The organism is Ruegeria sp. AD2(2025), from assembly GCF_056542385.1.
Genome location: NZ_JBQFZS010000005.1, coordinates 78284 through 100852, shown reverse-complemented (window position 1 = coordinate 100852; position 22569 = coordinate 78284). Strand labels below are relative to the sequence as shown.

Genomic DNA, 22569 nt, shown 5'->3' with positions numbered 1-22569 from the left:
GGCAGGTGTGTTCAGCGCTAAATGCCATGGCAAGCGGCGTCGCTGCGTCCTCCCATGGGCCATCCGCTAGACTTTGCAAAGTCCGCTTTCTGCGCATCGCAGACCTTCGCGAGAATCCAATATTCCTTAGGGTGGCCCTTTGCGGATTGAGAAATGCAAAGGGTCGTAACCACAACGACTAAGCCAAGCCTTATTGAATTCGTCGCCGATGCCGACAATCGCGCAGCGCAAGACTATGGGCGAACTGCGCAAACTTATGGGATGTGCGAAGTGTTATGCGCAAACCTACATTTCTTCAGAAATCCAGGTTTTCCACGCTCAGCGCGTTCTGCTGGATGAACTCGCGGCGCGGCTCTACGACGTCGCCCATCAGCTTGGTAAACAGGTCATCGGCCTCGACCATGTCGTCCACGCGGACCTGCAGCAGAGTACGGGCGTCGGGGTCCAGCGTGGTTTCCCACAACTGGTCGGGGTTCATCTCACCCAGACCCTTGTAACGCTGCAGCGAGAGGCCCTTTTCGCCCTCTTCCAGAATCGCGCGCAGCAGGTCCAGCGGGCCGTGGATGGCTTGCATCCGATCGCGGCGTACCAGCGTGGCGGGCGTGTTATAGACCTCCTGCAGGCTTTGCGTGAACGACCCGGTTTTGCGCGCCTCACCCGAGCGCAGCATGGGGCCGTCGAGCGTGCGGACCTCTTCGACGCCGCGCAGGATGCGGGCCAGACGGATGCCATGATCCTGCGTGATGCGGCCCTGCCAGCCGCGTTCGTATTCCAGCGCGATCAGGTCGAGGCGGGCCGCGACCTTGTCAGCGACGCCCTGAAGGTCGGCGTCAACCGCGCCCGGCACGAAGGCCCCAGCGACGGCGGCCTGCTCCAGAATGTGGCGCGGGTAATGCGTCGGGAAGGCGTCCAGCACGCGTTTCAGCTGCCGTGCTTCGTCCACAACCCGGGTGAGATCCTGCCCGATAATTTCCTCGCCTGAGCCCAGTTTCAGCACCGCACCTTCAACGCCCTGATGGATCAGGTAATCGTCCAGAGCGGCTTGATCTTTCAGGTAAACCTCTGACTTTCCACGTGAAACCTTATAGAGCGGCGGTTGCGCGATATAGAGATATCCGCCTTCGATCAGTTCCGGCATCTGCCGGTAGAAGAAGGTCAGCAGCAGCGTCCGGATATGCGCGCCGTCCACATCCGCGTCGGTCATGATGACGATCTTGTGGTAGCGCAGCTTTTCGATGTTGAACTCGTCACGGCCAATGCCCGTGCCCAGCGCCATCACCAGATTGCCGATTTCCTGCGACGACAGCATCCGGTCAAACCGGGCACGTTCGACGTTCAGGATTTTCCCCCGCAGGGGCAGCACCGCCTGCGTCAGGCGATCCCGGCCGGTCTGGGCTGATCCACCCGCCGAATCCCCCTCGACCAGAAAGACTTCGGTCTTCGAGGGGTCTTTCTCGGAACAATCCTTCAGCTTACCGGCCAGATAGTTCACATCCATCGCCGTTTTGCGGCGGGTCAGTTCGCGCGCCTTGCGGGCGGCTTCGCGGGCCAAGGCGGCCTCGATGATCTTGCCGACGATGGTCTTGGCCTCATTGGGGTTTTCTTCAAACCACTCGGCCAGTTTCTCATTCATCAGACCTTCGACCGCCGGGCGGACTTCGGACGACACCAGCTTGTCCTTGGTCTGGGACGAGAACTTGGGATCGGGCACCTTGACCGACAGCACACAGGTCAGACCTTCGCGCGCGTCATCGCCGGTGAAGCTGACCTTTTCCTTCTTCGCAATCCCGCTGGACTGCGCGTAATTGTTGATCGTCCGCGTCAGCGCTCCCCGGAAACCGGCAACGTGCGTCCCGCCATCGCGCTGCGGAATGTTGTTGGTAAAGGGCAGCACCGTCTCGTGATAGCTGTCATTCCACCACATGGCGATTTCCACGCCGATGTCGTCACGCTCACCCTTGATATAGATCGGCTCGGGCATCGCGGCGGTCTTGGACCGGTCGAGGTATTTCACAAACTCCTTGACGCCGCCTTCGTAGAACAGTTCGGTCTCAAGCCGTTCGGCCGGCCGTTCATCGATCAGAATGATCCGCACACCCGAGTTCAGAAACGCCAGTTCGCGCAGGCGCTTTTCCAGCGTCTCGAACGAATACTCGAGGTTCGAAAACGTATCGGTCGAGGCCAGAAACCGCACCTCGGTGCCGGTCTGATCGCCGCACTCACCGATCACTTTCAAATGCTCAGCCGTCTCGCCCCCCTCAAAACGGGCAATGTGTTCCTTGCCGTTGCGCCAGACGCGCAGTTCCAGCCAGTCGGACAGCGCGTTCACCACCGAAACGCCCACCCCATGCAGACCGCCCGACACTTTATACGAGTTGCTGTCGAACTTACCGCCCGCGTGCAGCTGGGTCATGATGACCTCGGCGGCCGACACGCCCTCTTCCGGGTGAATATCGACCGGGATTCCGCGCCCGTTATCGCTGACCGAAACGCTGGAATCGGCGTGGATTTTCACGGTGACATGGTCGGCGTGACCGGCCAGCGCCTCGTCAATTCCGTTGTCGACAACCTCATACACCATATGGTGTAGACCCGAGCCATCATCGGTGTCGCCGATATACATGCCGGGGCGCTTGCGAACAGCCTCCAACCCTTTGAGAACCTTGATGGAATCGGCGCCATATTCCTGCGGTGCCTGTGCGTCTTCGGACATGCCGTGAGTACCTATATTATTTTCGTAACTTATACGTTCTCTGGTGGGGATTGTCACGCGCTCCCCCAAGATTTTGTGTGTCTTCGGGGCAGGTCGGCAGATCAGAGCCGGTCGAGATCGGCGGCGATATCTTCGGCAATCGCCTGCGCATCCACATCGCTGCGCTCGGCCGACAAACGCAGGCCCAGAATGTCGGACTGATAGCGCGCCGCCAGCCGGTCGGGATCATGATCCGGGCCGATCTGACCCGCCGCCTGCGCGCGCCGGAACAGGGTGGCAAAACACTCTTTCATCGCCGCCATATGCCCGCGCGCCTGCTCGGCCAGATCGTGATCCTTGGCGCGCAGTTCGGCAAAGGTCTTGGCCAGCATACAGGCCCGGGCGTCCGCCCCCGCGATCACCAGCAGCGGCTGAGCCTTGAGCGCGGCCAGCGGCCCGTCCTCTTCCGCCAACGCCATCAGACGCGCCACGCCATCCTGCGCATAGCGGTCCATCGCCAGCGCATAAAGCGCATCCTTGGACCCGAACGCCGCATAAAAGCTGCCGGGCTTCAGTTTGAGCTCGCGTTCAAGGTCCTTCAGTGAGGTGCCCGCCCAGCCCTGACACCAGAAGATATCGCGCGCCTGTTCGATCAGGGCATCCCGGTCATAGGAAGGTTTGCGGGGCATGGTCATCACCAATTCTTGAACGTCCGCTCAAATATATACTTGAGTGATCGCTCAATAAACCCTATTTCTGTCTCATCGCGCCAAAATCAGGAGTTTTGACATGGCAAACTTCCCGTCCCACGACCTTGAAACCGCCCCTGAAGGGTCCAAACCGCTGCTGGAAAAGTCACAAGCCGCCTTCGGCCGCCTGCCCGGCCTGCACAAGGTCATGGCCGAAAGCCCGCAACATCTTGAGGGCTATCAGGTTCTGCACCACCTCTTCACGCAGACCGATTTCGACAATGACGAGAAAACCGTGGTCTGGCAGACCATCAACGTCGAAAACGAGTGCCATTACTGTGTGCCCGCCCATACCGGCATCGCCAAGATGATGAAGGTCTCGGACGACATCACCGAAGCGCTGCGTAACGAAACGCCGCTGCCCTCGGCCAAGCTTGAGGCGCTGCGCACCTTCACCCTGCAAATGATGCAGACCCGCGGCAACGTGACCGACGAACAGCTGCAGGCCTTCTTCGACGCAGGTTACTCGCACCGCGCGGTACTGGACGTGGTTCTGGGTCTTGCACAGAAAACCATGTCGAACTACGTCAACCACATGGCGCAGACGCCGGTGGACGAGGTGATGCGCGGCTTCCTGTGGGAACGTAAAGTCGGCGAGCCCGCCTAGGCCACGACCGAGCCCTCGCCGCTGTCGTTGACGATCAGCGTCTGGGCCCGGTCCCCCAATTCCGCAAACAGCTCAGGCCCGGTGCCCGTCATCCAGGCCTGAGCGCCCAGCGCGCAAATCTCGTCATACAGCGCCGCCCGCCGCCCAGCATCCAGATGCGCGGCCACCTCGTCCAACAACACGATTGGAGGCGCGCCCACCATCCCCGCCAAAGCCCGGGCATTCGACAGGATCAACGAAACCAACAGCGCCTTCTGCTCCCCGGTCGAACAATCCTTGGCCGGCACCCCCTTGGCCGCGAACACGCCATACAGATCCGACCGATGCGGCCCCACCAAGGTCCGGCCCGCCGCAAGGTCCCGAAACCGGCTTTCATTCAACGCCTCGCGCAGGTCGTCCGCAGTCTCGGGCATCGCACCCTCGGTCTGCACCAACTCCAGATCAGCAGAAGGAAACGCGGTTTCCGCCTGATCCTGCGCCCCGCGCAAGTGCTCCAATGCCGTCAGGCGGGACGCATGAATGCGGTGTCCCGTCTCGGCCATCTGCCCCTCTAGCGCGGCATACCAATGCGCGTCCCGCACCTGCTCTTTCAGCAGGCGGTTGCGTTCCCGCATGGCTTTTTCATAGGTCAGAGACGCCTCGGCGTGCGAAGGATCAAAGCTCAGCGCGATGCGGTCCAGAAACCGCCGCCGCCCCTCTGCCCCCTCGATCCACAGCCGATCCATCGACGGGATCAGCCAGACCACCCGCGCCAGCTTGCCCAGATCAATCTGACTGGCCGCCTTCTCATCAATCCGAACTTGCCGCGCCGCGCCGCCTTCGGACCATGTCTCGATCTCATAGGCCTGCCCTTGCGCCTGCAACAGTCCCGACAGCTTCCAGCCCAGCGCCTCGGGCCGCCGCGTCATCTCAGCCGCGCTGGCCCGGCGCATCCCGCGTCCGGGCGAGAACAAAGACACAGCTTCCAGAATATTGGTCTTGCCGGCCCCATTCGGCCCATGGATCGCCACCGGCCGCCCGTCCAAAACCAACCGCGCCAGCTTATGAGACCGAAAATGCGAGACCGTGAGCTCGGTCAGGGCCAATCCCATGACCCCTCCCTTCATCTTTTCAAAAATACTCCCGCCGGAGGCATCGCGCGCCAGCGCGATCAGACGCGCATCGGCATAACCACATAGACTGCGCTCTGATCATTGCCTTCACGCATTAGGGTCGGATCACCCGCCGAGTTGAACATGAACACCGCATTCTCGCGATCCACCTGAGACGCAATCTCCAGCAGATACTTGGCGTTGAAGCCGATCTCCAACCGCTCATCGCCATAAGCCACGGCCAGTTCTTCCTCAGCCGCACCGCTGTCCGGCGCGTTCACCGACAGCACCAGCTTGTCACCATCCAACTGCAGCTTGACCGCTCGCGAGCGTTCAGACGAAACAGTCGCCACCCGGTCCACGGCCTGCGCGAACTCGGCGGCGTCCACCTCAAGCTTGCGGGTGTTGCCCTGCGGGATCACGCGCGTGTAGTCCGGGAACGTGCCATCGATGACTTTCGAGGTCAGGGTGATATCGGGTGTTGCAAACCGCACCTTGGTCTCGCTGACCGATACCGCGATATCCATTTCGTCATCTTCCAGCAGCTTGCGCAGCTCACCCACGGTTTTGCGCGGCACAATCACGCCCGGCATGTCCGCCGCGCCATCCGGCAAATCCGCATCGATCCGCGCCAGACGATGGCCATCGGTGGCCACGCAACGCAAAACCTTGCCGCCCTCGGACCCATCCGCGACGTGCATGTAGACGCCGTTCAGATAATACCGCGTCTCTTCGGTGGAAATCGCAAATTTCGACTTGTCGAACAACCGCCGCAGCAGCGCCGCCGAGGCGGTAAAGTTCGACGCATATTCCGAGGACGCCATGACCGGGAAATCCTCTTTCGGCAGCGTCGCCAAAGAGAAGTTCGACCGACCCGCCTCAACCGTCAGACGCCCTGCGGCACTGTCTGCTGTCAGCGTCACCAGTGCGCCATCGGGCAGCTTGCGGACAATCTCGTGCAGGGTGGTTGCCGCCACGGTTGTCGCCCCGGCCTTCTCGACCTGCGCGGGGGCCTTGTCGACCACCTCGATATCCAGATCGGTGGCACGGAACTGCACCTGATCGCCTTCGGCCTCGATCAGCACATTGGCCAGGATCGGAATGGTGTTCCGGCGCTCAACCACGGATTGGGCCTGCGAAACGGCCTTGAGAAGGGTGCCGCGTTCGATGCTGATCTTCATACCCTCTGTTCCTTTGACTTGCGTGCCGAAAATGGGCGGGACTGGCACGTTAGCGTCTCAGCCCTGAGGCACAAGGATTTTTTATGGATTTCTGGGTCGGAATACGCGAGGCGTCAAGGGGCGGGTGCCCGCTACGCATCAGTTCCGGTCCGACCGTGGACTATAGCGCACAAGAAAACGCCCCGGCGTGAGGTCCGGGGCGTTTTGCGGGAAATCGGGCTGACCTCAGGCTTCAAGCGACCGGCGCAGCATCTCGACATCTTCGGCGATCTGGCCATCGGTTGTTTTCAACTCTTCGATCCGCTTGACGCCATGCATCACCGTGGTGTGGTCACGACCACCGAACCGGCGACCGATCTCGGGCAGCGACCGGCTGGTCAGTTGCTTGCACAGATACATCGCCACCTGACGCGGACGCGCGTAAGAACGCAGGCGTTTGGGGCCAATGATGTCGCTGAGGCGGATGTTGTAATACTCGGACACTTTGCGCTGAATCTCTTCGACGGTGATCTTTCGCTCGGACATGCGCAGCACATCGGCCAGACAATCCTGCGTCAGGTCCATGTCGATCTCGCGACCCACCAGCGAGGCGAAGGCAAAGAGGCGGGTCAAAGCCCCTTCCAGCACGCGTACATTGGTCGAGATCCGCTGTGCGAGGAACTCCAGCACCCCATCCGCGATGGTCAGGTCGGGATATGTGGTGGCGTATTGCTGCACCTTGTTCTGCAGGATGCCCAGACGCAATTCGTAGTCGGTCGGGTGCAGATCAACGACCAGACCGCATTGCAGGCGCGATTTCACGCGGTCCTCAAGATCCTTGATCTCACCGGGTGCGCGATCGGCCGAGATGATGATCTGTTTGTTCTGATCCACCAGCGCGTTGAAGGTGTGAAAGAACTCTTCCTGCGTGGAATCCTTACCGGCGATGAACTGCACGTCATCCACCATCAGCACGTCGACCGAACGGAACAGGTGCTTGAAATCCATCATCCGACGCTCGCGCAGGGCCTGAACAAAACGGTACATGAACTGTTCCGCCGACAGGTACAGCACGTTCAGCTCGGGGTGCTTGGTTTTCAGCTCCCACGCGATGGCGTGCATCAGGTGGGTCTTACCGAGGCCGACGCCGCCATACAGAACCAGCGGGTTGAAGGTAACCGGACCACCCTCGGACACGCGGCGCGCGGCGGCATGGGCCAACTCGTTGGGCTTGCCGACCACGAAACTGTCAAAAGTGAACCGCGCATCCAGCGGGGCCGCCTGAAGCGCCTCAAGCGCGTCATTTGCCACGTCAACCACGGCGGGCTTCGGCGCGGGCTTCGGGGCTTCGGCCTGCGCCGGACGCGCCGGAGAGTTCGCCGCCGTGCGGAACGCCAGCCGCTGGACGGATTCGCCGGACGTGTTCAGTTCATAAAGAATGAGGTCTGCAAAATTCTGACTGACATAGTTGCCCATAAAATTGGTCGGGGCAGAAAACACCGCCACTCCGTCCTGCAACTCTTCAAATTTCAGAGGTTCGATCCAGGTGGTGAAGTTGTTCTTACCAACAGCCTTCATCAACTTGTTCCGCAACTGTCCCCATTTCTCTTGTGTCATTCGGCGCCTCACGCATCCCATCTTTATTGGCCCAGCGGCCTTATTAATATGTCCCGGTTTTCCGGGTCTTATGGCGCGTTCACACACAAGGATACCGTCACCAGACCACAGAGTCTGGCGGGTAAGATCGAAGACCAGCGCGGCCCAATAAGGCAGCACCCCGTAAAGGGGACGCACCCGGAGACCGGGTTGCGCATGACTTCCACTGTTTCGACAGGGCCAGAGTTGTCGGGATACCCGAAACCCAGAGCAGATCGTCCATCCGGCCAAAACCGGTCTTTCGAACATTCGTTCCCGTGATCCTTCCGATGCCCGTCAGTCAGATCGCTGGAACAGCCTGTCCCCCCAAGCGAGTGAATCGCTGATCTAGTGGTAACAACAGGGTGCCGCCGCGGGCAACGAAACTCTGATATTGACTCGGCGTTCGGGGCGAAAGAATCTCTCGGTTTCGTGAAGACGCGGCTTTCGGGCAACAATGAAAAAGGCGCCGCACTTGGCGACGCCTTTTTCGCAGATCAACGCTTGACGCGTTTTCCCACAGAATCAGCCCAGCGCTTTGACGCGGGCCGACAGGCGGGACATTTTGCGCGAAGCGGTGTTCTTGTGGAAGACGCCTTTGGTGACGCCGCGCATCAGCTCGGGCTGGGCTGCGCGCAGGGCAGCGGCTGCTGCATCTTTGTCGCCGGATTCGATCGCTTCTTCGACCTTGCGCAGATAGGTGCGGATGCGCGAGCGGCGTGCTTTGTTGACGGCGAAACGCTTTTCGTTCTGACGGGCGCGTTTCTTTGCCTGGGGCGAATTTGCCATGTGACTTTGACCTTTGTTCGGTACGGTTATCTTGGGTTGCGCGCCACGGGAATTATCCGCACCGGATCAGAAATCACGAGTGTGAGTCGGGCCAGGCGGGCCGCACGCGCATGTATGACGGCGCTTACTATCCAAGTTGTCCGAGTTTGCCAAGCGGATTCTTGAACCCGCGTTGCGGCCATGAAAAAGGCGGGCCAAAGCCCGCCTGTTTACGCACCCAAAGACGGGATTACTTGTCGCGGAACTGTGCCGCGCGCTTTTCCAGAAACGCCGCCATGCCCTCTTTCTGGTCCTCTGTGGCGAACATCGAATGAAACACTCGCCGCTCGAACAGCATCCCCTCGCTCAGCGGCATCTCATAGCTGCGGTTCACGGCCTCCTTGGCCGCGGCAGCCGTAAGCAAGGATTTTTCGGCAATCTTCTGGGCCGCGCCCACGGCCTCTTCCACCAGTTTCTTGGCAGGAACAACGCGGCTGACAAGCCCCGCGCGCTCGGCCTCTTCGGCGTCCATGAAGCGACCCGTCAGGTTCATGTCCATCGCTTTGGATTTGCCAACAAAGCGCGTCAGGCGCTGCGTACCGCCCAGACCGGCGATGACGCCCAGATTGATCTCGGGCTGGCCAAACTTGGCCGTATCCGCCGCGATGATGAAATCGCACAACATCGCCAGTTCGCACCCGCCGCCCAGCGCATAGCCAGCCACGGCGGCGATGATCGGTTTGCGAATGGCCGTGACGCGATCATTGGCATCCGCAAAGAGGTTGATGTCGAACACATCGACAAAGCTCATCTCGGACATCTCTTTAATATCCGCGCCTGCGGCAAAAGCCTTGTCCGAGCCGGTGATGACAATGCAGCGCACTTTGTCATTGCCGTCCGCATCCTCAAGCGCGGTGCACAGTTCACCCAGCAGCTGGGTGTTCAGCGCGTTCATCGCGTCGGGGCGGTCGAGTTTGATAAGGGCGACGTGGTCTTCGATTTCGACGATGATCGTCTCAAAAGCCATGAGGTATAAGCTTCCGGTTGTTCCGTTCAGGTACGATTCCTTACCACGCGGTTGCGCTGGATCAAGTTATCTTTGGCATTGCGCACAATAGAAGGATGAGCGACCAGACTGGGTGATTCTCTTGATCGTCGCGCTGCATCCGTCAGTGCGACAGGGCTCGTCTTCGCGCCCGTAGACGTCAAAGCTGTGCTGAAAATATCCAAGCTCTCCATCGGCTTGGCGGAAATCGCGCAGGGAGGATCCTCCGGCATCGATGGCATCCTGCAGCACCTGCCGGATGATCGGCACCAGCGCGGCGACGCGCGGCGCAGAAATCTGTCCGGCTTTGCGACGTGGCGACACCTTGCCGCGATAAAGCGCCTCGCAGACGTAGATATTGCCCAGACCGGCAACGATTCCCTGATCCAGCAGCGCCGATTTGACCGGGGTGTTCTTGCCCTTGAACGCATCGATCAGGTGTTGCTCGTGAAAGTCGTTCCCTAAGGGCTCAGGTCCCAGCACCGACAGCAGCTTGTGCTGATCTGCCGCGACCGTCGGCAACAGATCCATCGTCCCAAACCGGCGCGGGTCGTTGAAGGTGATCCGCGCACCATTGGCCATGTGAAACACCACATGGTCATGCTTTTGCAACGCCGGATGGTCATGCACGAACTGGCCTAACGGATCACCGGACACCGTCATCCGCCCGGACATGCCCAGATGGATCAACAGGGTCTCTCCGCTGCTGAGATCAGCCAAGATATATTTTGACCGCCGCCGCAGGCGCTGAACCGTCTGCCCGGTCAGCCGCTCGGCCATAAGTTCGGGAAACGGCCAGCGCAGATCGGGGCGGTTCACATCCGCCCGTTCGATCACCACCCCCTCCATCGCTGGGGTCAAGCCGCGTCTTACTGTCTCGACCTCGGGCAATTCGGGCATTAGATGGCTCCCATTCCAAAGGGCCGCATTGTGCCCGCCTCTCATGGCCTTATAACAGAGGCGAAATTCGACGAACGGCAAGGCAAATGTCCGACAACAGCGACAAGACCACTCATTTCGGGTTTGAAACCGTGCGCGAGGCTGAAAAAGCCGGGCGCGTGCAGGGCGTGTTCAACTCGGTCGCCTCGAAATACGACGTGATGAACGATGTCATGTCGATGGGCATCCACCGGGTCTGGAAAGACGCGATGATGGACTGGCTGGCCCCGCGCCCCGGTCAGCGCCTGCTGGACGTGGCGGGCGGCACCGGAGATATTTCCTTCCGTTTTCTCAAACGTGCAGGCCACGGCCATGCCACCGTTCTGGACCTGACCGAGCCGATGCTGGTCGAAGGTCGCCAGCGCGCCGAAGCCGACCAAATGGCCGACAGCCTGAACTGGGTGGTCGGCGACGCCATGGCGCTGCCGTTCGAGGACAACACGTTCGACGTCTACACCATCTCCTTCGGCATCCGGAACGTGACCCGTCCGCAAGAGGCGCTGAACGAGGCTTACCGCGTGTTGAAACCCGGCGGCCGCCTGATGGTGCTGGAATTCAGCCAATTACCCAATGACGGGCTGCAGAAGCTCTATGACCTCTACAGCTTCAACGTCATCCCGCGCATGGGCAAACTGATCGCCAATGATTACGACAGCTACCAGTATCTGGTGGAATCGATCCGCAAATTCCCGGATCAGGACACTTTCCTGTCGATGGTCCGCACCGCCGGATTCGAAAACGCCAAATACCGCAACCTGAGCATGGGCATCGCCGCGCTGCATTCCGGCTGGAAAATCTAGATGCGCGGTCCGCACAACATCATCCGCCTGATCCGCACAGGCGCCACTTTGGAGCGCACCGGCGCCATGAACGTGGTGCTGGATGCGTTCGAGGCCCCACGCGCCCTGCGCATCGTAGCGCACGCGTTGGGCAAACCGTTCCAATGGCTGGGCTACAAGGGCGACCCCGAAATGCCGCCCGCAACTCGCGCGCTGACCGCTCTGGGCCCGGCCTATATCAAGTTCGGTCAGGTGCTCTCGACCCGCCCCGACGTTGTCGGCGACGAACTGGCGGCACAACTGCGCGTCCTGCAGGACAAGCTGCCGCCCTTCTCGAAGGCCGAAGCTATGGCCGAGGTTGAACGGGAGCTGGGCCAACCCGTCTCAGAAATCTTCAGCGATTTCAGCGAACCCATCGCCGCCGCATCCATCGCGCAGGTCCACAAGGCCAAGCTGACCAGCAGCGGAGAAGACGTCGCCGTCAAAGTCCTGCGCCCCGGAATCGAACGCGCCTTCCGTAAGGACGTCGACGCCTTCTATTTCGCCGCCCGCATCGTCTCTCTCTGCGCCCCCGGCGCGCGCCGCCTGCGCCCGATGGAAGTGATAGAACATTTCGACGGTGTGGTCCGCGGAGAACTCGACCTGCGCCTCGAAAGCGCCGCCGCGTCAGAATACGCCGCCAACACCAAGGATGACGCGGGCTTCTGGCTCCCCCCCGTGGTCTGGTCCCTGTCCGCGCGCCGGGTGATGACGCTCAGCTGGGCCGATGGCATCCCGCTGGGCGACAACGATGCGCTGGATGCCGCCGGCCACAACCGCCGCGATCTGGCGGAACGCGTCCTGCGCCTGTTCCTGCTACACGCCCTGCGCGACGGCTATTTCCACGCCGACATGCATCAGGGCAACCTCAAGGTCGCCGCGAACGGAGACATCATCGCCTATGACTACGGCATCATGGGCCATATCGACGAATACACCCGCCGCGTCTATGCCGAGATCCTGTTCGGCTTCATCCGCCGCGACTACAAACGCGTGGCCGAAGTGCATTTCGAGGCCGGCTACGTCCCCGCCAACCAGGACGTCGACGAATTCGCCCGCGCCCTGCGCGCAGTCGGAGAACCCATCTTCGGCATGGATGCCACCCACATCTCGATGGGCCGCCTGCTGAACTACCTGTTCGAAGTCACCGAACGCTTCGGCATGGAAACCCGCACAGAACTGATCCTGCTGCAACGCACCATGGTCGTGGTCGAAGGCGTCGCGCGCTCGCTCGACCCGCATATGAACATCTGGGAAGTCGCCCGCCCGGTCGTCGAGGACTATATCAAGAAATCCATCGGCCCCCGCGCGGTCCTGCGCGATTTCGGCAAAACCGCATTGGTGCTGGCTCGCTTCGGCCCCCGCCTGCCCGCGCTGGTGGAAAGCGCGCTAATTGCCCAGACGCAAAAGGACGAGCCTCAGGTCGCATGGATCTCGCAGATGTTCTTGCCCGCCGCCATCGGCGCTGCCGCAGGCGCGGCCCTCACCCTGCTGATCACTGCCCTCGGCTAAATCCGATCCGTCCCTTCATCTGGCCATAAATATCCTTGGGGGGAATCGCGCCAGCGGCGCGATGGGGGGCAGACAGCCCCCCTGACCAGCTCGGGATCAGAGCCGCTCGATGGCGATGGCAATCCCCTGCCCGCCGCCAATACACATGGTAATCAGAGCCTTCGAGCCGCCAATCCGCTCCAGTTCATACAGCGCCTTGAGCGTAATGATCGCCCCCGTGGCCCCAACCGGATGTCCCAAAGCAATCGCTCCCCCGTTCGGGTTCACCTTTGCCGTGTCCAGCCCAAGCTCCTTGTTGACTGCCAGCGCCTGCGCCGCAAACGCCTCATTGCTTTCGATCACATCGAAATCACCCGCCGACAGGCCCGTCTTGGCAAACAGGTTCTGCACCGCCGGAACCGGTCCGATCCCCATCACCTCGGGGCGCACTCCGGCATGGGCATAACCCAACACACGCGCTTTCGGTTTCAACCCGGCGTTCTCAGCCGCATCCGCTGTCGCCAGCACCATCGCAGCCGCGCCGTCATTGATGCCCGAGGCATTGCCCGCCGTCACCCGGCCATCTTTCTTGAACACCGGACGCAACCCAGCCAGCGCCTCGGCGGTCGTGGCTTTGGGATGCTCATCAACCTTGAAATCCACCATATCCCGCTTGACCTTGACCTGCACCGGCGCGATCTGACTGTCGAAATGCCCCGCCTCAATCGCCGCTGCAGCGCGGGTCTGGCTGGTCAGCGCGAAATCATCCATCTGCGCGCGGCTGATCTGATGCTCGTCGGCCACATTCTCGGCCGTCACGCCCATATGCCCGGTCCCAAACGGACAGTTCAGCGCCCCCAGCATCATATCCAGCGATGTGACATCGCCCATCTTGGCGCCCCATCGCGCCTGAGGCACGATATAGGGGCTGCGCGACATGCTCTCGGCCCCGCCTGCCACGGCAAAATCCGCATCGCCCAGCATCAGGGCCTGCACCGCCGACACAATCGCCTGCGCGCCCGACCCGCACAGACGGTTCACATTCATCGCGGGCGTACCGTTCGGGATCCCCGCCTGCATTGCCGCCACCCGCGACAGATACATGTCGCGCGGCTCGGTATTGATCACATGACCAAACACCACATGCCCGATCTGCGCCCCCTCAACCCCGGACCGCTCCAGCGCCGCCTCGGTTGCGACGGTTGCCAGATCAATCGGCGCGGTCGAGGCCAGCGCTCCACCAAAGGTGCCAATCGCGGTGCGCGCACCATCGAGAATAACGATATCGGTCATGTCTTTCTCCTCCAGGATTCGGAAACAGTATGCACCTGCAGCATCCCCCTGTCCCATGGGACGTCCCGTCACGGGTGGAATTGACATCTGGCCCCGCAAGGCGCATGGATTCCGTCATGACGGACAATTCAGACGATATCCTGACACGCCTGCCCGCCCGCTTGAAAGAAGCCCGCCGCGCCAAGGGCCTGTCGCTTGAGGCCGTGGCCAACCTCAGCGGTGTGTCCCGGTCCATGGTCAGCCAGATCGAACGCGGAGAAAGCAGCCCCACCATCTCGACCCTGTGGAACCTGACCCGCGCCCTGCAGGTCGATTTCGCCGGGCTTCTGGAAGACGGCGAAATCGCCGACCGGATCGAAGTGCTGCGCAGCGCCGAGGTGCCCAGCATCGACAACATGGGCGAGAAATGCCGGATTCGCATCCTCTCCCCCCCGGAAGAGGCCGGTGGGCACGAGGTCTATGACATTCAGTTCGACGCCGGCGGAGCGCTGAACAGCCAGCCCCATGCGCGCGGCGCGCGCGAGCAACTAACCGTGCTTGAGGGCGCCGTCCGCATCACCTCGGGCACCGCGGTCTCGGACCTTGGGCAGGGCGACACCGCCCGCTACGCCGCCGACATCGCGCATTCCATATCAGCCGCCCAACCGGCGCGGGTGTTCCTGATCGTCAAGAACGCCTGACATCAGCGATTTTCCGCCTTCACGGATATTTTTCCTTCATACTGTAATTCTCCTATTTGGGAATTACATCCGCTATGTTAGACACGCGACTCAGATAAACCGGAGGCCGCCATGGCAGATGCATTCCTGTCCCACATCACGGACACACTCGCCCAGATCGAAGCTGAAGGTCTGTATAAGCGCGAGCGAATGATCACCTCGCCTCAGGGCGGAGAGATTACGGTGGGCGACCGGCAGGTCATCAACCTGTGCGCCAACAACTATCTGGGGCTGGCCGACCACCCGGCGCTGATCGATGCCGCCAAAGGCGCGATGGAGCCCAAGGGGTTCGGCATGGCCTCGGTCCGCTTCATCTGCGGGACGCAGGACATTCACCGCGAGTTGGAACAGAAGCTGGCCGCATTCCTGAACAAGGACGACGCGATCCTGTTCGCCGCCTGTTTCGATGCGAACGGAGGGCTGTTTGAGCCCCTTCTGGGACCCGAGGACGCCATCATATCGGACAGTCTGAACCATGCTTCGATCATCGACGGGGTTCGGCTCTGCAAGGCCAAGCGCTATCGTTATCTGAACAATGACATGAACGACCTCGAAGCCTGGTTGAAACAAGCGCGCGAGGATGGGGCACGGCATATCATGATCGCCACCGACGGCGTGTTTTCGATGGATGGCTATCTGGCCAACCTGCCAAAGATCCGGGAACTGGCTGACAAATACGACGCCATCGTCATGGTCGATGACTGCCACGCCACCGGCTTCGTGGGGCCGAACGGGGCGGGCACACCGGATCATTTCGGCGTCGATGTGGACATTCTGACGGGAACTTTGGGCAAGGCACTTGGGGGGGCAATCGGCGGCTATATCGCCGGGCCGCAGCCAGTGATCGACCTGCTGCGGCAGCGGGCGCGGCCCTATCTGTTCTCAAACTCGCTGCCGCCGTCCATCGTTGCCGCCGGATTGGAAGCAATCCGTCTGGTTGAAGAGGGCGACATGCTGCGCGCGCAACTGTTCGGCAACGCCAAATACTGGCGCGCGGGGCTGGAGAAGTTGGGCTTTGACCTGCTGCCCGGCGAACACCCGATCATCCCGGTGATGCTGGGCGAGGCACAACTGGCGCAGGACATGGCCGCCAGACTGTTTGACGAGGGCGTCTATGTCTCGGGGTTTTTCTTCCCCGTCGTGCCCCGCGGCAAGGCCCGGATCCGCACGCAGATGAACGCGGCCCTGACCCGCGACGAACTGGACCGCGCGCTGGCGGCCTTTGGCAAGGTCGGCAAAGACCTCGGGATCATCTCATGATACTGCCCTCGGTTATTGAGGTCATCGGGAACACACCTCTGGTCGAGCTAAGCCGCCTCTGCCGAGCGCTTGATCTGGACGGTCGTATTCTGGCCAAGCTGGACTATCTGTTGCCCGGGTTCTCGAAAAAGGACCGCGCCGCACGATCCATCATCGAGCTCGCCCGCGCTGACGGAACCCTGTTGCCGGGGCAGACGGTTGTTGAACTGACCTCGGGCAATATGGGCACGGGGCTGGCGATTGTCTGCGGCATTCTGGGGCATCCCTTTGTCGCAGTCATGAGCGCGGGCAACTCTGTCGAACGCGCCCGGATGATGCGCGCCCTGGGTGCCGAAGTTATCATCGTTCCGCAAGCCGAAGGCAGCAAGCCCGGCGAGGTATCGGGCACGGATCTGGCCTTGGTTGACGAGGCCGCGCAACACATCACCGCCGAGCGCAATGCATTTCGGGCCGATCAGTTTGGCCATTCCGGCAATCCCAAATCCCATGCCACCGGCACCGGCCCCGAAATCTGGGAACAATCCGGCGGCACCGTCACGGCCTTTTGCGATTTTGCAGGCTCCGGCGGCACCTTGGCCGGGGCCGCAGCCTATCTGACACCACGCGGAGTACGCTGCTATGCCGTGGAACCCGAAGGCGCGCGTGCCATCGCTGGAGAAGCCATCAGCACCCCGGATCACCCGATTCAAGGTGGTGGCTACGCGATGAGCGATCTGGTTCATCTTATCGATACCTCTCTGACCGGGCATCTGTCGGTCTCGGGCGACGCCGCGCGGGATGGGGGGCGCCTGCTGGCCCGGACCGAAGGCATTTTCGCCGGCTACTCGGCCGGCGCGAACCTTGCCGGAGCGATTGAGCTTTTGCGCGGCCCGGAAAAGGGCGGCTGCGTTGCAATTGTGATGTGCGACAGTGGTTTGAAATACCTGTCCACCGATTTGTGGGAGTAATACAGATGCGACCCAACACCATGAAAGCACTGGAAAAATCAAAACCCGAGGAAGGCCTGTGGATGATACAGGCCCCGGTGCCCGAGATCGGGCCAGACGAGGTTCTGATCCGCGTCAACAAGACCGGCATTTGCGGCACGGATATCCATATCTGGAACTGGGACGACTGGGCCTCGGCCACGGTGCCGGTTCCGATGATTACGGGCCACGAATTCGCCGGGGAAATCGTCGAGATCGGGCGCAATGTAACCGGATTTCAGATCGGTCAGCGCTGCTCGGGCGAGGGGCATCTGATCGGAAATGACAGCCGCCAGAGCCGCGCCGGCAAGTTCCATCTGGACCCGGGCACGCGCGGGATCGGGGTGAACGAACAAGGTGCGTTTGCGCAATATCTGCGCCTGCCTGCCTTCAACGTGGTGCCCCTGCCCGATGATATCCCCGACGAGATCGGCGCCATCCTCGACCCGCTGGGCAATGCCGTACATACCGCGCTCAGCTTTGATCTGCTGGGCGAGGACGTGCTGATCACCGGGGCAGGCCCCATCGGCATCATGGCCGCCGCCGTCGCCCGTCACGCAGGCGCGCGGCATGTGGTCATCACCGATATCAACGCCGACCGCCTGAAACTGGCCACCCATGTGGTGCCCACGGTGCGCACCGTCGACGTCACCACCGAGGATCTGCAGGATGTCATATCCGAGCTTGGCATGTCGCAGGGCTTTGACGTGGGGCTTGAGATGTCGGGCTCGCAGGCCGCGCTGGACCAGATGGTCGAGGCGCTGGTGATGGGCGGCAAGATCGCTCTGCTGGGCATTCCACCGGGTAAATCCCCCGTCGACTGGTCGCGTATCGTGTTCAAGGCCATCACCATCAAAGGCGTCTACGGGCGCGAGATGTTCGAGACCTGGTACAAGATGATCGCCATGCTGCAGAATGGTCTGGATGTCAGCCGCGTCATCACGCACCGGTTCGGGGTCGATGACTTTGCCGAAGGCTTCGCCGCGATGAAATCGGGCCTCTCGGGCAAAGTCGTTCTGGATTGGACCTGACGCTCTGGAAAGTTGCAAAATGAGGTCCTAAACAGGGGCAGCACACCACCTGAGAGGGACCTCATGAGCGACAAGGACGACCGCTTTCTGGAACGCGGGATCGAAGACACGCTGGTCACGGATTTCGCGGAAACCCACCGCAAAAGCTATGGCGATTTCCTGCAGCTCAAGACGCTGCTGAACCTGCAAAAGACCTTTCAGGACCCCGCCCAGCCGGACGAGATGCTGTTCATCATCATCCATCAGGTCAGCGAGCTGTGGCTGAAACTGATGCATCACCAGCTGGTCGAGGTGCGCCGCTTTCTTCAGCAGGACGATTTTGGCCCGGCGATGAAGAACCTCGACCGGATCAAGGCGATCCAGCGGCAGTTGATCGCAGCGTGGGAGACGCTGCTGACCATGACCCCCGCCGATTACATGACCTTTCGGCAGGCGTTGGGCAATTCTTCGGGCTTTCAAAGCTATGGCTACCGCCAGATCGAGTTCATTCTGGGCAACAAGGATGTCTCGACCCTGAAGGTCCACGAACACGACGCGGAAGTGATGGAGATGCTGAACGCCGCGCTCACCAAGCCCTCGCTATATGACGAGGTGCTGCACATGCTGGCCCGCCAGGGGTTCGACGTGCCGCAGGACCTGATCGACCGGGACTATGCCCAGCCCTATTCCGGCGACCCGCGCATCGTGAAAATCTGGACCGAGGTGTTCCGCAACACCGATAAGTACTGGGACCTCTACGCGCTGGCCGAAAAGCTGATGGATGTGGAATCGCTGTTCCAGCGCTGGCGGTTCGACCACGCCACCGCCGTCGAGCGGGTGATCGGGATGCAGCCCGGCACCGGCGGCTCCAGCGGTGTGGCCTTTCTGCGCAAGGCGCTGGAGTTGCGGTTCTTCCACGACCTCTATGACATGCGCACCGAATTGATGTATGCGGGGGACTGATGCTGTATCGCGGATTTTCACAAGACGAGCTGGAGCAGGAATATGCGCCCAGTTCGATGGTCGGCGGCGATCTGACGCCTTATCTGGCCAGCTATGCGGTCCTCAGCGCACAGGCGCGGGCCGATCTGGAGGTGCGGAAAAACCTCGCCTATGGGGACAGCCCGGCGCAGGTGCTGGACTATTTCCCTGCCGCCGGTGCCAAGGCCCCGCTGCATGTGTTCATTCATGGCGGTTATTGGCAGGCGCTCAGCCAGCGCGACTCGGCCCTGATGGCCCCGGTGCTGCACGAGAACGGGCAGGCTTTTGCCACGCTGAACTATACGTTGGCCCCCGACGCCCGGTTGGGCCAGATGGTCGAGGAATGCCGCACCGCCCTGCTGTGGCTGGCATCGCAGGCCGAAACGCTGGGGTTTGATCCGTCGCATGTCACGCTTTCGGGCCACAGCGCCGGGGCGCATCTGACGGCGATGGTGATGGCAAGTGCGTCCAACGCGCTGGCACAGGCGGGGCTGCGGGTGCGCAATGTCATCCTGATCAGCGGGGTGTATGATCTTGAGCCGATCAGCCTGACCCCGGTGAATGATCCCTTACAACTGACGAAGGTCGAAATTCACGACCTTTCACCCTGCCTGAACCTGCCCGCGCCGGGGCCACGTTACCGGGTGACGGTGGCCGAACGCGACACGCCCGAGTTCATCCGTCAAAGCCGCGACTATGCAGAATTGCTGCGCAAGGCGGGGCATTCGGTCAGCTTCGATCTGCAGCGGGGCAAGCATCATTTCGACATCATCATGCCCTCGGGCACGTTTCTGTCGTCGCGCAGCGAATAGACCCCATCAAATGAAAACAGCGGCCCGATAAGCCGCTGTTTTCGTATTCGGTTTTGTCAGACCTTAGTCGAGCGTCCGGGTAACTTCTTCGCGCTCGAAAATCTCGATCACGTCGCCCGCGCGGATATCGTCGTAGTTCTCGAACGCCATACCGCATTCCTGTCCCGACTGAACCTCGGCCACTTCGTCCTTGAAGCGCTTCAGCGTCTTCAGCGTGCCTTCGTGGATCACCACGTTGTCGCGCAGCAGGCGGACACCTGCAGAGCGGCGGGCAACGCCTTCGGTGACCAGACAACCAGCAACCTTGCCGACGCCGGTGACCTTAAAGACTTCGCGGATCTCGGCGTAACCGATGAACTTTTCGCGGATCTCGGCGCTCAGCAGGCCGGATGCGGCCGCTTTCACGTCATCCACGAGGTCATAGATCACCGAGTAATAGCGGATCTCGACACCCTTCTGGTTCGCGGTGTTCCGGGCAGATGCGTTGGCACGGACGTTAAAGCCCATGACCGGCGCGCCCGAGGCTTCGGCAAGGCCGACATCCGTCTCGGTGATCGCACCAACGCCCGAGTGCAGAACACGCACGCGCACTTCATCGTTGCCAATCTTTTCCATCGCCTGAACGATGGCTTCGGCAGACCCCTGCACATCGGCTTTGACGAGGATCGGCAGCTCGGCCACGTTCTCGTCGTCCTTGGCCTTCTGCATCAGCTGCTCAAGCGTGGTCGCGGCACCCGCCGCGGCGCGTTTGTCCTTGGCGGCCTGCTCACGGTAGGCGGCGATCTCACGGGCCTGCGCTTCGGTCTCGGTCACGTTCAGAACGTCGCCCGCTTCGGGCGTACCGTTGAGACCCAGAACCTCAACCGGAACCGAGGGACCAGCCTCTTTGACGCGGTCGCCCTTGTCGTTGATCAGCGCACGGACCTTACCGTACTGCTCACCCACAACGAAGATATCGCCCTGACGCAGCGTGCCGTTCTGAACCAGAACGGTGGCCACGGGACCGCGGCCCACATCCAGCTGAGCCTCAATCACGGCACCTTGCGCGGCGCGGTCGGGGTTGGCTTTCAGTTCCAGAATCTCGGCCTGCAGCGCGATGGCTTCGAGTAGTTCATCAAGGCCCTGACCGGTCATGGCCGAAACCTCGACGTCCTGAACTTCACCCGACATCTTCTCGACGATGACTTCATGCTGCAGCAGGTCAGTACGCACCTTGTCGGGATTCGCCTCGGGCTTGTCGATCTTGTTGATCGCCACGATCATCGGGACCTGAGCCGCCTTGGCGTGGTTGATTGCCTCAATCGTCTGCGGCATCACCGCGTCATCGGCGGCGACAACCAGAACAACGATATCCGTGACCTGAGCACCGCGCGAGCGCATCGAGGTAAAGGCCGCGTGGCCCGGCGTATCCAGGAATGTCAGCGTGGTGCCGCCATCGGTTTTCACCTGATAGGCGCCGATATGCTGGGTAATGCCACCGGCCTCACCAGCCACAACGCGCGCGTCGCGGATTGCATCCAGCAGCGAGGTCTTACCGTGGTCAACGTGGCCCATGATGGTGATGACCGGAGGACGTGGCTGCAGATCGTCTTCGGTATCTTCGACCTCTTTGATGACGTCTTCCACATCCGAATCGGAGACGCGGGTGACCTTGTGGCCAAATTCCTCGATGATCAGTTCTGCGGTGTCGGCGTCGATGGTCTGGTTCTGCGTAACCATCATGCCCATCTGCATCAGCGATTTGACAACGTCAGCCACACGCTCGGCCATACGGTTGGCCAGTTCCGAGACCATGATCGCCTCGGGCAGCTGCACGTCGCGGATTACCTTTTCCCGCTCGACGGGGCCGCCCATGGCTTTCTGACGCGCACGCTCCTGCTTGCGCTTCATCGCGGCCATTGAGCGTTGGCGATTGCCTTCGCCACCGGTCGCCTGACCCAGTGTCAGCTTGCCCGAGCGGCGGTTGTCGTCACGGCCCTTGCCACGGCCACGCTGCTCGCGCTCGCGCTCCTGCTTGCGGGGCGCGGCGGTGGACGGCGCGGGACCGCGCGGAGCCGCCTTGGGTTCCGGTGCCGGTGCTGCAGCAGCGCGCTGTGCGGCCTCTTCGGCCTCTTTGCGCTTGCGCTCTTCTTCTTCGGCCTTGGCACGCGCCTTTTCTTCGGCCTCACGCTGTTCGCGCTCCTTGGCTTCCTGCTCGGCCCGGCGGCGCGCGCGTTCTTCTTCACGCGCCTTCTCCTGCGCCTCGCGGGCCGCAGCCTCTTCCGCCTCACGTGCCTTGGCGGCCTGCAATGCTTTCATACGACGCGCCATTTCCGCGTCGGAAATGCCCGCAGGACGACGCGACGGGTCACCCGAAGGTGCCGCACCACCGCTTGGTTTGGCCGCGCCCGGCTTGGGTACGACCACGCGCTTGCGTTTGGTCTCGACCACGACATTCTTGGTGCGTCCGTGGCTGAAACTCTGTTTCACATTTCCGGGGCGCGCCCCGCCACGAAGACCCAATGTCTTTTTGCCGTCACTATCGCTCATAAAGC

The 22569-nt window shown here is 61.5% G+C and carries 19 protein-coding genes; 9 read left to right on the top strand and 10 right to left on the bottom strand.

From position 1 onward, the window contains the following. Window positions 1-295 precede the first annotated feature (295 nt). On the bottom strand, window positions 296-2713 hold the full coding sequence (gyrB, locus tag ACR1XV_RS12295; RefSeq protein ID WP_480531684.1) for a DNA topoisomerase (ATP-hydrolyzing) subunit B: 2418 nt from the start codon (window positions 2711-2713) through the stop codon (window positions 296-298). 101 nt (window positions 2714-2814) lie between these two features. Continuing rightward, window positions 2815-3381, bottom strand: coding sequence for a TetR/AcrR family transcriptional regulator (locus ACR1XV_RS12290; RefSeq protein ID WP_480531682.1), 567 nt, complete (start codon window positions 3379-3381; stop codon window positions 2815-2817). Between the two features lie 100 nt (window positions 3382-3481). Between ACR1XV_RS12290 and ACR1XV_RS12285 the strand changes: the two genes are divergently transcribed. Continuing rightward, window positions 3482-4048, top strand: a complete 567-nt coding sequence (locus ACR1XV_RS12285; protein WP_480531680.1) for a carboxymuconolactone decarboxylase family protein — start codon at window positions 3482-3484, stop codon at window positions 4046-4048. On the opposite strand, the gene recF is transcribed toward ACR1XV_RS12285, so the two are convergent. From recF to mutM, 6 genes are all read right to left on the bottom strand, one after another. Further along, entirely contained in the window at window positions 4045-5139 is a 1095-nt protein-coding gene (gene recF, locus ACR1XV_RS12280) for a DNA replication/repair protein RecF (protein ID WP_480531678.1), read from the bottom strand. The genes ACR1XV_RS12285 and recF overlap by 4 nt on opposite strands. A 59-nt stretch (window positions 5140-5198) precedes the next feature. Beyond that, window positions 5199-6320 carry a DNA polymerase III subunit beta gene (gene dnaN / locus ACR1XV_RS12275; RefSeq protein WP_480531676.1) on the bottom strand — a complete coding sequence of 374 codons (1122 nt, stop codon included), beginning with the start codon at window positions 6318-6320 and terminating at the stop codon, window positions 5199-5201. Window positions 6321-6545: 225 nt separating this feature from the next. Next, entirely contained in the window at window positions 6546-7916 is a 1371-nt protein-coding gene (gene dnaA, locus ACR1XV_RS12270) for a chromosomal replication initiator protein DnaA (protein ID WP_480531674.1), read from the bottom strand. 543 nt (window positions 7917-8459) lie between these two features. After that, on the bottom strand, window positions 8460-8723 hold the full coding sequence (rpsT, locus tag ACR1XV_RS12265; protein WP_480531672.1) for a 30S ribosomal protein S20: 264 nt from the start codon (window positions 8721-8723) through the stop codon (window positions 8460-8462). Window positions 8724-8952: 229 nt separating this feature from the next. Further along, the gene (locus ACR1XV_RS12260) at window positions 8953-9729 is read right to left on the bottom strand and encodes an enoyl-CoA hydratase (RefSeq protein WP_480531670.1); all 777 of its coding nucleotides are present in this window, start codon (window positions 9727-9729) and stop codon (window positions 8953-8955) included. Window positions 9730-9795: 66 nt separating this feature from the next. Then, the gene (mutM, locus tag ACR1XV_RS12255) at window positions 9796-10647 is read right to left on the bottom strand and encodes a bifunctional DNA-formamidopyrimidine glycosylase/DNA-(apurinic or apyrimidinic site) lyase (protein WP_480531668.1); all 852 of its coding nucleotides are present in this window, start codon (window positions 10645-10647) and stop codon (window positions 9796-9798) included. An 86-nt stretch (window positions 10648-10733) separates the two neighbouring features. On the opposite strand from mutM, the gene ubiE reads away from it, so the two are divergent. Both ubiE and ubiB read left to right on the top strand, forming a co-directional pair. Further along, window positions 10734-11486, top strand: a complete 753-nt coding sequence (ubiE, locus tag ACR1XV_RS12250; RefSeq protein WP_480531666.1) for a bifunctional demethylmenaquinone methyltransferase/2-methoxy-6-polyprenyl-1,4-benzoquinol methylase UbiE — start codon at window positions 10734-10736, stop codon at window positions 11484-11486. After that, a complete protein-coding gene (ubiB, locus tag ACR1XV_RS12245) occupies window positions 11487-13016 on the top strand; it encodes a 2-polyprenylphenol 6-hydroxylase (protein ID WP_480531664.1) in 1530 nt (509 codons plus the stop codon). It abuts the gene before it with no gap. Window positions 13017-13112: 96 nt separating this feature from the next. Here ubiB and ACR1XV_RS12240 read toward each other — a convergent pair whose 3' ends face one another. Next, a complete protein-coding gene (locus tag ACR1XV_RS12240) occupies window positions 13113-14288 on the bottom strand; it encodes an acetyl-CoA C-acyltransferase family protein (RefSeq protein WP_480531662.1) in 1176 nt (391 codons plus the stop codon). A gap of 116 nt (window positions 14289-14404) precedes the next feature. Between ACR1XV_RS12240 and ACR1XV_RS12235 the strand changes: the two genes are divergently transcribed. From ACR1XV_RS12235 to ACR1XV_RS12210, 6 genes are all read left to right on the top strand, one after another. After that, on the top strand, window positions 14405-14968 hold the full coding sequence (locus tag ACR1XV_RS12235; protein ID WP_480531660.1) for a helix-turn-helix domain-containing protein: 564 nt from the start codon (window positions 14405-14407) through the stop codon (window positions 14966-14968). A gap of 111 nt (window positions 14969-15079) precedes the next feature. After that, a complete protein-coding gene (locus ACR1XV_RS12230; RefSeq protein WP_480531658.1) occupies window positions 15080-16267 on the top strand; it encodes a glycine C-acetyltransferase in 1188 nt (395 codons plus the stop codon). Beyond that, a complete protein-coding gene (locus ACR1XV_RS12225; RefSeq protein WP_480531656.1) occupies window positions 16264-17214 on the top strand; it encodes a PLP-dependent cysteine synthase family protein in 951 nt (316 codons plus the stop codon). The genes ACR1XV_RS12230 and ACR1XV_RS12225 overlap by 4 nt, the downstream gene beginning before the upstream one ends. A 20-nt stretch (window positions 17215-17234) precedes the next feature. Further along, window positions 17235-18263 carry an L-threonine 3-dehydrogenase gene (gene tdh / locus ACR1XV_RS12220; protein WP_480532061.1) on the top strand — a complete coding sequence of 343 codons (1029 nt, stop codon included), beginning with the start codon at window positions 17235-17237 and terminating at the stop codon, window positions 18261-18263. A 63-nt stretch (window positions 18264-18326) separates the two neighbouring features. Beyond that, window positions 18327-19205 (top strand): tryptophan 2,3-dioxygenase, encoded by an 879-nt coding sequence (locus ACR1XV_RS12215; protein WP_480531654.1) that lies wholly within the window; start codon window positions 18327-18329, stop codon window positions 19203-19205. Next, window positions 19205-20035: an alpha/beta hydrolase gene (locus ACR1XV_RS12210; protein WP_480531652.1), complete on the top strand. Its 831-nt coding sequence runs from the start codon at window positions 19205-19207 to the stop codon at window positions 20033-20035. The genes ACR1XV_RS12215 and ACR1XV_RS12210 overlap by 1 nt, the downstream gene beginning before the upstream one ends. A gap of 63 nt (window positions 20036-20098) precedes the next feature. Here the strand turns inward: ACR1XV_RS12210 and infB are convergent, their stop codons facing one another. Continuing rightward, on the bottom strand, window positions 20099-22564 hold the full coding sequence (infB, locus tag ACR1XV_RS12205; protein WP_480531650.1) for a translation initiation factor IF-2: 2466 nt from the start codon (window positions 22562-22564) through the stop codon (window positions 20099-20101). Window positions 22565-22569 lie beyond the last annotated feature (5 nt).

What these genes read in the sequence shown, in the direction of transcription:
- ubiE (WP_480531666.1), top strand. Translation starts at nt 10,734, where the DNA reads ATGTCCGACAACAGCGACAAGACCACTCATTTCGGGTTTGAAACCGTG.
- ACR1XV_RS12240 (WP_480531662.1), bottom strand. Translation starts at nt 14,288, where the DNA reads ATGACCGATATCGTTATTCTCGATGGTGCGCGCACCGCGATTGGCACC.
- gyrB (WP_480531684.1), bottom strand. Translation starts at nt 2,713, where the DNA reads ATGTCCGAAGACGCACAGGCACCGCAGGAATATGGCGCCGATTCCATC.
- mutM (WP_480531668.1), bottom strand. Translation starts at nt 10,647, where the DNA reads ATGCCCGAATTGCCCGAGGTCGAGACAGTAAGACGCGGCTTGACCCCA.
- infB (WP_480531650.1), bottom strand. Translation starts at nt 22,564, where the DNA reads ATGAGCGATAGTGACGGCAAAAAGACATTGGGTCTTCGTGGCGGGGCG.
- tdh (WP_480532061.1), top strand. Translation starts at nt 17,235, where the DNA reads ATGAAAGCACTGGAAAAATCAAAACCCGAGGAAGGCCTGTGGATGATA.
- ACR1XV_RS12290 (WP_480531682.1), bottom strand. Translation starts at nt 3,381, where the DNA reads ATGCCCCGCAAACCTTCCTATGACCGGGATGCCCTGATCGAACAGGCG.
- ACR1XV_RS12230 (WP_480531658.1), top strand. Translation starts at nt 15,080, where the DNA reads ATGGCAGATGCATTCCTGTCCCACATCACGGACACACTCGCCCAGATC.
- ubiB (WP_480531664.1), top strand. Translation starts at nt 11,487, where the DNA reads ATGCGCGGTCCGCACAACATCATCCGCCTGATCCGCACAGGCGCCACT.
- rpsT (WP_480531672.1), bottom strand. Translation starts at nt 8,723, where the DNA reads ATGGCAAATTCGCCCCAGGCAAAGAAACGCGCCCGTCAGAACGAAAAG.
- ACR1XV_RS12210 (WP_480531652.1), top strand. Translation starts at nt 19,205, where the DNA reads ATGCTGTATCGCGGATTTTCACAAGACGAGCTGGAGCAGGAATATGCG.
- ACR1XV_RS12260 (WP_480531670.1), bottom strand. Translation starts at nt 9,729, where the DNA reads ATGGCTTTTGAGACGATCATCGTCGAAATCGAAGACCACGTCGCCCTT.
- dnaN (WP_480531676.1), bottom strand. Translation starts at nt 6,320, where the DNA reads ATGAAGATCAGCATCGAACGCGGCACCCTTCTCAAGGCCGTTTCGCAG.
- ACR1XV_RS12215 (WP_480531654.1), top strand. Translation starts at nt 18,327, where the DNA reads ATGAGCGACAAGGACGACCGCTTTCTGGAACGCGGGATCGAAGACACG.
- dnaA (WP_480531674.1), bottom strand. Translation starts at nt 7,916, where the DNA reads ATGACACAAGAGAAATGGGGACAGTTGCGGAACAAGTTGATGAAGGCT.
- ACR1XV_RS12285 (WP_480531680.1), top strand. Translation starts at nt 3,482, where the DNA reads ATGGCAAACTTCCCGTCCCACGACCTTGAAACCGCCCCTGAAGGGTCC.
- recF (WP_480531678.1), bottom strand. Translation starts at nt 5,139, where the DNA reads ATGGGATTGGCCCTGACCGAGCTCACGGTCTCGCATTTTCGGTCTCAT.
- ACR1XV_RS12225 (WP_480531656.1), top strand. Translation starts at nt 16,264, where the DNA reads ATGATACTGCCCTCGGTTATTGAGGTCATCGGGAACACACCTCTGGTC.
- ACR1XV_RS12235 (WP_480531660.1), top strand. Translation starts at nt 14,405, where the DNA reads ATGACGGACAATTCAGACGATATCCTGACACGCCTGCCCGCCCGCTTG.